General features: G+C 73.0%; 8 protein-coding genes. All 8 read left to right on the forward strand.

Annotation, left to right across the window (positions count from 1 at the left end; all coding sequences use genetic code 11):
- On the forward strand, positions 1 to 1,225 hold a 1,225-nt coding region (locus AB0H87_RS36280), incomplete at its 5' end, for an MmgE/PrpD family protein (protein ID WP_360156459.1).
- Positions 1,222 to 2,424, forward strand: a complete 1,203-nt coding sequence (locus tag AB0H87_RS36285) for a Rid family hydrolase (RefSeq protein ID WP_360156462.1) — start codon at positions 1,222 to 1,224, stop codon at positions 2,422 to 2,424. The genes AB0H87_RS36280 and AB0H87_RS36285, both read left to right, overlap by 4 nt.
- On the forward strand, positions 2,421 to 2,912 hold the full coding sequence (locus AB0H87_RS36290) for a MaoC family dehydratase N-terminal domain-containing protein (RefSeq protein WP_360156465.1): 492 nt from the start codon (positions 2,421 to 2,423) through the stop codon (positions 2,910 to 2,912). Before AB0H87_RS36285 ends, AB0H87_RS36290 begins: the two co-directional genes overlap by 4 nt.
- A complete protein-coding gene (locus AB0H87_RS36295; RefSeq protein ID WP_360156468.1) occupies positions 2,909 to 3,355 on the forward strand; it encodes a MaoC/PaaZ C-terminal domain-containing protein in 447 nt (148 codons plus the stop codon). The genes AB0H87_RS36290 and AB0H87_RS36295 overlap by 4 nt, the downstream gene beginning before the upstream one ends.
- The gene (locus AB0H87_RS36300) at positions 3,352 to 4,497 is read left to right on the forward strand and encodes an acetyl-CoA acetyltransferase (protein WP_360156471.1); all 1,146 of its coding nucleotides are present in this window, start codon (positions 3,352 to 3,354) and stop codon (positions 4,495 to 4,497) included. The genes AB0H87_RS36295 and AB0H87_RS36300 overlap by 4 nt, the downstream gene beginning before the upstream one ends.
- Positions 4,494 to 4,898: a Zn-ribbon domain-containing OB-fold protein gene (locus AB0H87_RS36305; protein ID WP_360156474.1), complete on the forward strand. Its 405-nt coding sequence runs from the start codon at positions 4,494 to 4,496 to the stop codon at positions 4,896 to 4,898. The genes AB0H87_RS36300 and AB0H87_RS36305 overlap by 4 nt, the downstream gene beginning before the upstream one ends.
- Before the next feature lie 12 nt (positions 4,899 to 4,910).
- Positions 4,911 to 6,068 (forward strand): acyl-CoA dehydrogenase family protein, encoded by a 1,158-nt coding sequence (locus AB0H87_RS36310; protein ID WP_360156477.1) that lies wholly within the window; start codon positions 4,911 to 4,913, stop codon positions 6,066 to 6,068.
- Positions 6,065 to 6,284, forward strand: a 220-nt coding sequence (locus tag AB0H87_RS36315; protein WP_360156480.1) for an aldolase/citrate lyase family protein, incomplete at its 3' end; no start/stop codon positions are given. The genes AB0H87_RS36310 and AB0H87_RS36315, both read left to right, overlap by 4 nt.

The following is a 6,284-nucleotide window of genomic DNA, read 5'->3' on the forward strand; positions in this document are numbered from 1 at the left end:
GCTATCCAGCGACGGCACGCGCATCGTCCGGGCCGCCGTGCACCTGATGCCCGACCCGTCCGCCGACCGGGTCGGTGCCGCGGCCGCGGCGCTGGCGAGCGGCGCGCTCGTGCACGCGCTCGACTTCGACGACACCCACGCCGGTGGCCTCGTGCACGCCACCGCGGTCGTGCTGCCCGCCGCGTTCGCCGTCGGGGAGCAGGTCGGCGCCGCCGGACGGGACGTGCTCACGGCGGCCGTCGTCGGCTACGAGACGGCCTGCCGGGTCGCGGCCGCGGCACCGCACGGCTTCCACGCCCGCGGCCTGCACGCGACGATGGTCGCCGGGGTGTTCTCCTCGGCGCTCGTCGCCGCCCGGTTGATGGGCCTCGACGCGGCCCGTGCCACCGACGCGCTCGGCATCGCCGGGAGTCAGGCCGGTGGGCTGCTCGCGTTCCTGCACACCGGTGCCTCGACCAAGCAACTCCACCCCGGGTTCGCCTCGCACGCGGGCATCCTCGCCGCCCGGCTCGCCGCCGCCGGCGCCAGCGGCCCGGCCAACGTGTTCGACGGCCCGCACGGGATCTACGACGCACTCGCCACCGGCACCGTCGATCGCGGGTCCGTCGTGGAGGGTCTCGGTGAGCGCTGGGAGACGACCCGCATCGGGATCAAGCCGTACCCGGCCTGCCAGCTGTCGCACGCCGCCCTCGACGCGGTCCGCGACGCGCTCGACCGGGCGGGTCTCTCGGCCGCCGACGTGGCCACGATCGACGTCGACGTGCACCCGGACTCGGCGCCGACGGTCTGCGACGACCGGCGCGACCTGGCCCGCCCGGCGACCCCCTACGCCGCCAAGTTCTCGTTGCCGTGGAGCGTGGCGGCGATGGTGCGCGACGGCGAGGTGACGACTGCGACGTACGAGCCGGCGTCGATCGCGCGCCCGGAAATCGAGGCGCTCGCCCGGAAGGTGACGTGGACCGTGACCCCGCACGGCGGCATACCCGCCGCCGACGCCCCCGGCGTCGCGCGGGTGTCCCTCGTGGACGGTCGGGTGGTGACCGGCGTCGTGCGCCGCAGCGCCGGTGGCCCCGACACGCCCCTCTCCGACGAACAGCTCGACGCGAAGGTGCGGGGCAACGCCGGCCCTGGCGCCGACGCGCTGATCGCGACCGCACGCCGCCTGGCCGAGCTGCCGTCGCTGGCACCGTTGTTCAACGCCGCGAAGGTGAGGATCGAACCATGACGCTCTCCGCCATCCGGCCGGAGTCCTTCCCGTGGTTCCCCTACGAGGGGTTCACGTTCTGCCTGGGGCTGTCCGAGAACGATTCGGCCTGGACCTCCGGGCACACGTCGGCCGCCTTCGACGCGTCCGTCGGCAAGATGACCGTCAGCGGGACGATGGAGCAACAGGCCCGCACCGCGTACGAGAAGGTGCTGACGATCCTCGCGGCCGCCGGCTTCGGGCCCGCGGACGTCACCCGGATCACCGAGAACGTGACGATCGCGGGTCTCGACGACTACGCCGCGGCGGAGGTCGTCCGCGCGGAACTGTTCGGCGACCACCGGCCGTCGGTGCGCACCGTGGTCGTCGACCGGCTGGTGCGCCGCACCGCGCTGCTGGAGGTCGAGCTGCACGCGGTCGCCGGCGGCGGACAGGTCCTGGTCGCCAGCGAGCAGCGGGCGGCCGGCACGTGGCGCGCCTCGCCCGTCCGGGAAGGGCACGACGGCACGGTGTACCTGCCGACGATCGTCCCCGTCGACGCCGACGGCGAGGTGGTCCACAAGGGAGACCTCGTCGGGCAGTACGCGTACTGCCTGGACCGGGCCGGTGACCTGCTCGCCGCCGCCGGGCTCTCGCTGGACGCGGCCGTCACCACGTACGACTACACCACGCCCGCCACGCGCGACGTCTACCGCCGTACCCACCGGGCGCGCAAGGAACGGCTGGGCGGCGCCGGCGTCTTTCCCGGTGCGGGTGGCATCCTGATGAGCCGGCTGCACCACCCGGACGCGCTGGTGGCGCTCGACGTCACGGCGTCCCGGCATCCGCTGCAGGCGGTCAACCCCGGCTGGACCCGGTACGGGTCGCTCACGTACTCCCCTGGTGTGAAGGCCGGCCGCACGCTGTTCATGTCCGGCTTCGCGGCGCTCGACATGGAGACCCAGGAAGCGCTGCACCCGGGCGACATCGGCGCGCAGGCGGAGGCGACGTTCGGGTCCATCCTCGAGGTCCTGGCGCACGCCGGCCTCGGCCCGGCGGACCTGGTCGAGACCACCGAGTACTGCGTGGCATCGGCACTGCCCGACTACCGGGCGGTGGCGGCGGTCCGGGAGCGGCTGCTGTCGCCGCCCTGGCCCGCGTCCACCGGCGCCATCTGCGCCGCACTGCTGCGCCCGGAGTTCCTGATCGAAGTCTTCCCGACGGCGGTGTACCCGGCATGAGCCTTCTCACCGACGAGATGCGGGCGCTTCTCGGTACGCGACGCGTCTACACGGCGCCCGAGGCATTCGGCGCCGCCGCGTTCCGCTACTTCGGGCTCGCCGTCGGCGACGACAACCCGCTCTACTCCGACCCCGCCTTCGCGCAGGAGCAGGGGCTCGACGGGGTCACCGCGCCGCCGACGCTGGTCTGCGAGACGAACCAGTACGCCGACCTGCCGATCGACCGCGACGGCTTCGCGGGGCACTCGTGGCACCTGGACGTGCCCGGCACCCGGCAGGTGCGCGGCGGCAACAGCTACACGTTCCATCGGCGGATCCGGCCCGCCGACGTCGTGACGGCCACCTGGGAGATCCACGATCTGACCGAGAAGAGGACGGGCGCCGGTGCCGACATGTTGATCATCAGCTCCCGCGCGACGTACACGAACCAGCACGGGGAGCTGCTGGCGGTCAACGAGGAGACGATCATCCTCGTGAGCAGGTCATGAGGCCCGGCGACGCGCTGCCTCCGCTGGAGCGCACGATCAACCTCGTGGACATGGTTGCCTATGCCGGCGCCACCTGGGACTTCTACCGCCTGCACTACGACCCGGAGTTCGTGGCCGCCGCCGGGGTGCCCGGTCCCGTGGTCGACGGGCAGGTCTTCGGCGCGCTCTTCGTGGAGCTGCTCCAGGACGCCCTCGGCCCGAAGTGCTTCGTGCGTGAGCTGTCCTTCACGTTCCGCAACCTGATGTTCGCGGGGGAGACCGTGCGCTGCGCGGGCACGGTGGCCGCGATCGAGGACGACCGGGTGATCGTCGACCTGACCGCGACCATCCTCGCCGGCGACCACGGCCCGGAGCGCCCGGCGGTCCGCCCGGCCCGGGCCACCGTCCTGCTCGGGGTGGCGGACGGGCCCGGGGCGGCGGATGGACCCGGGGCCGCACGATGACGGTCGCGATCGTCGGGGCGGCGGAGTCGGACCTCGGGGTGACCGGCAGGTCGATCCTGACGCTGCAGACACAGGCGGTCACCCGGGCGCTGGCCGACGCCGGGTTGACGCTCGCCGACGTCGACGGGCTCGCCACCACCGGCGTCGCCCGGTTCTCGACCACCCAGTTGGGCGAGTATCTGGGGCTGGCGCCGCGCTGGGTCGACTCAACCTTCATGGGCGGCTCGGCGGCGGAGGCCATGGTGGCCCGGGCCAGCCAGGCGATCGAGGCTGGGCAGGCGTCCGTCGTGGTCGTCAGCTTCGCCTCCAACCAGCGCTCGGCGCGCTCGCGGAGCCTGGCCGGCGTTCTGGAGGAGCATGTTCCGGAGGCGCAGTTCGAGACGCCGTACGGGCCGCTGTTCCCGATCTCGTACTACGCCATGGCGGCCAACGCCTACCTGCACGCGTACGGTGGCACCCGCGCCCAGCTCGCGGAGTTCGCGATCGCCGCCCGCGAGTGGGCGCTGCGGAACCCGGCGGCGTTCCGGCACGGCGCGGGTCCGCTGAGCGTCGCCGACGTGCTCGACGCCCCGATGGTCTCCACCCCGCTCACCACGGCCCACTGCTGCCTGGTCACCGACGGCGGCGGCGCGGTCGTGCTGACCCGGCTGGACCGCGCACGCGACCTGCGGCGCATGCCGGTCGAGGTGCTGGGCTACGGCGAGCGCTCGGTCAACACCTCGATGACCGCGGTCGACGACCTCACCGCCAACGCAGGGGCGGTCGCTGCGGGAGCGGAGGCGTTCGCGCGCGCCGGCATCACCGCGGCCGACGTCGACGTGCTCGAGGTGTACGACTCGTTCACGATCACCGCCGCCCTGACCGTCGAGGCGCTCGGCTTCTGCGGCCGGGGCGAGGTTCTCGACTTCGTCCAGGATGGACGGATCCGCCCCGGCGGCGCCCTGCCGCTCAACACCAGCGGCGGCGGGCTCTCCTACTGCCACCCCGGCCAGCTCGGCGTGCTGCTGCTGGTGGAGGCGGTCCGGCAACTGCGCGGCGAGGCGGGGGAGCGGCAGGTGCCCGGTGCCCGTACCGCCGTCGCGCACGGCACCGGCGGCATCTTCTCCGCGCACGCCACGGTCGTCCTGGGGGTGGACCGGTGACCGACCTGCCCGTTTTCCCGGTCCCGCCGCCGGACGACGTGACGGCGCCCTGGTGGGGCGCGACCCGCGAGCACCGCTATACGGTGCAGCGCTGTGCCGCCTGCGGCCACGTGCAACACCCGCCGCGGGCCGTCTGCGTGCGCTGCGGGTCGACCGACGACCTCGCGTTGACCGACGCGTCCGGGAACGGCACCGTCGACGCGTGGACGGTCGTGCACCGGGCGCCGCGGGCGGGTGTCGCCGTCCCGTACACGATCGCGCGGATCCGGCTCGCGGAGGGCCCGATCGTGCTCAGCCGGCTCGACGGCGACGACTGGACCATCGGTGACCCGGTGCGGGTCGGCTGGGTCGACCTGGACGACGGCCGGGCGCTGCCCGTCTTCCACCGGGCGACGGACTGAGGAGAGGCGACGATGGATTTCACCCTCGACGAGGACCAGCGCGAGTTCCGCGCGCTCCTGCGAACCTTCGTGGACCGGGAGATCATCCCGGTGGCGCGGGAGTGGGAGCACTCCGGCCGGTATCCCACGGAGATCGTGCGGGGGATGGCCGACATGGGACTGTTCGGCATCACGATCCCTGCGGAGTACGGCGGCCTCGACCTCGACCCGGTCTCGTTCGCGCTCGTCTTCGAGGAGATCGCCCGAGGCTGGATGGGCATCGCCGGCATCCTCGGCAGCCATTCCCTGGCCTGCCGGATGATCGCCATGCACGGCACGGACGAGCAGAAGCGGGCGTACCTGCCGGACCTCGCCACCGGCGCCCGGCGCACCGGCATCGGGCTGACCGAGCCGGATGCCGGCACCGACCTACAGGGCATCCGTACCACCGCGCGACTCGACGGCGACCACTACGTCGTCAACGGCACGAAGATGTGGATCACCAATGCGCGGCACGCCAACCCGCTGCCGGTGCTGGTCAAGACCGACCCGTCCGCGTCTCCGGCGCACAGGGGCATGAGCATCCTGCTAGTCGAAGCCGACCTCGACGGGTACGAGGTCACCCGCGACATCCCCAAGCTCGGCTACAAGGGCACCGAGTCGTGCGAGATCGTGCTCACCGACGTCCGGGTTCCCCGCGACCGGCTCCTCGGCGGCGTCGAGGGCATCGGGCTCAAGCAGGCACTGTCCGCATTGGAGTGGGGCCGGGTGAACATCGCCGCCCGGTCGGTCGGGATCGCGCAGCGGGCGCACGAGGAGGCGCTGGCGTACGCACAGCAGCGCCAGGCGTTCGGCCGCAACATCGCCGATTTCCAGGCGATCCAGCTCAAGCTGGCGACCCTCGCCACGCAGCTGCAGGCGGCGCGGCTGATGGCGTACTGGGCGGCCGACGCGGTGCGCCGCGGCCGGGCCGACGGGGAGACCGGCATGGCCAAGGTGTTCTGCTCCGAGGTCGCGCTCGAATCGGCCATCGACGCGATGAAGGTGCACGGCGGCTACGGCTATTCCACCGAGTTCGAGGTGGAGCGCCTCTACCGCGACGCGATTCTGATGAGCATCGGCGAGGGGACCAACGACATCCTGCGTACGGTGATCGCCAAGGCCCTCGTGCGCGGCGAGGTACGCGTATGACGCGGTCCTGGCTCTACGTGCCGGCCACGGCCCGGGACAAGCTCGCCAAGGCGGCCGGGCGGGGCGCGGACGCGCTCATCGTCGACCTCGAGGACGCCGTGCCCTATGCCCGCAAGGACGAGGCCCGGGCCGCCGTCGTCGACTGGCTCGCGGGCACGCCTCCGACCCTTCCCGTCTGGGTGCGGGTCAACCAGGGTGAGCACCGCGACGCCGACC

It is taken from the genome of Asanoa sp. NPDC050611, from assembly GCF_040654855.1.
Lineage (GTDB): Bacteria > Actinomycetota > Actinomycetes > Mycobacteriales > Micromonosporaceae > Asanoa.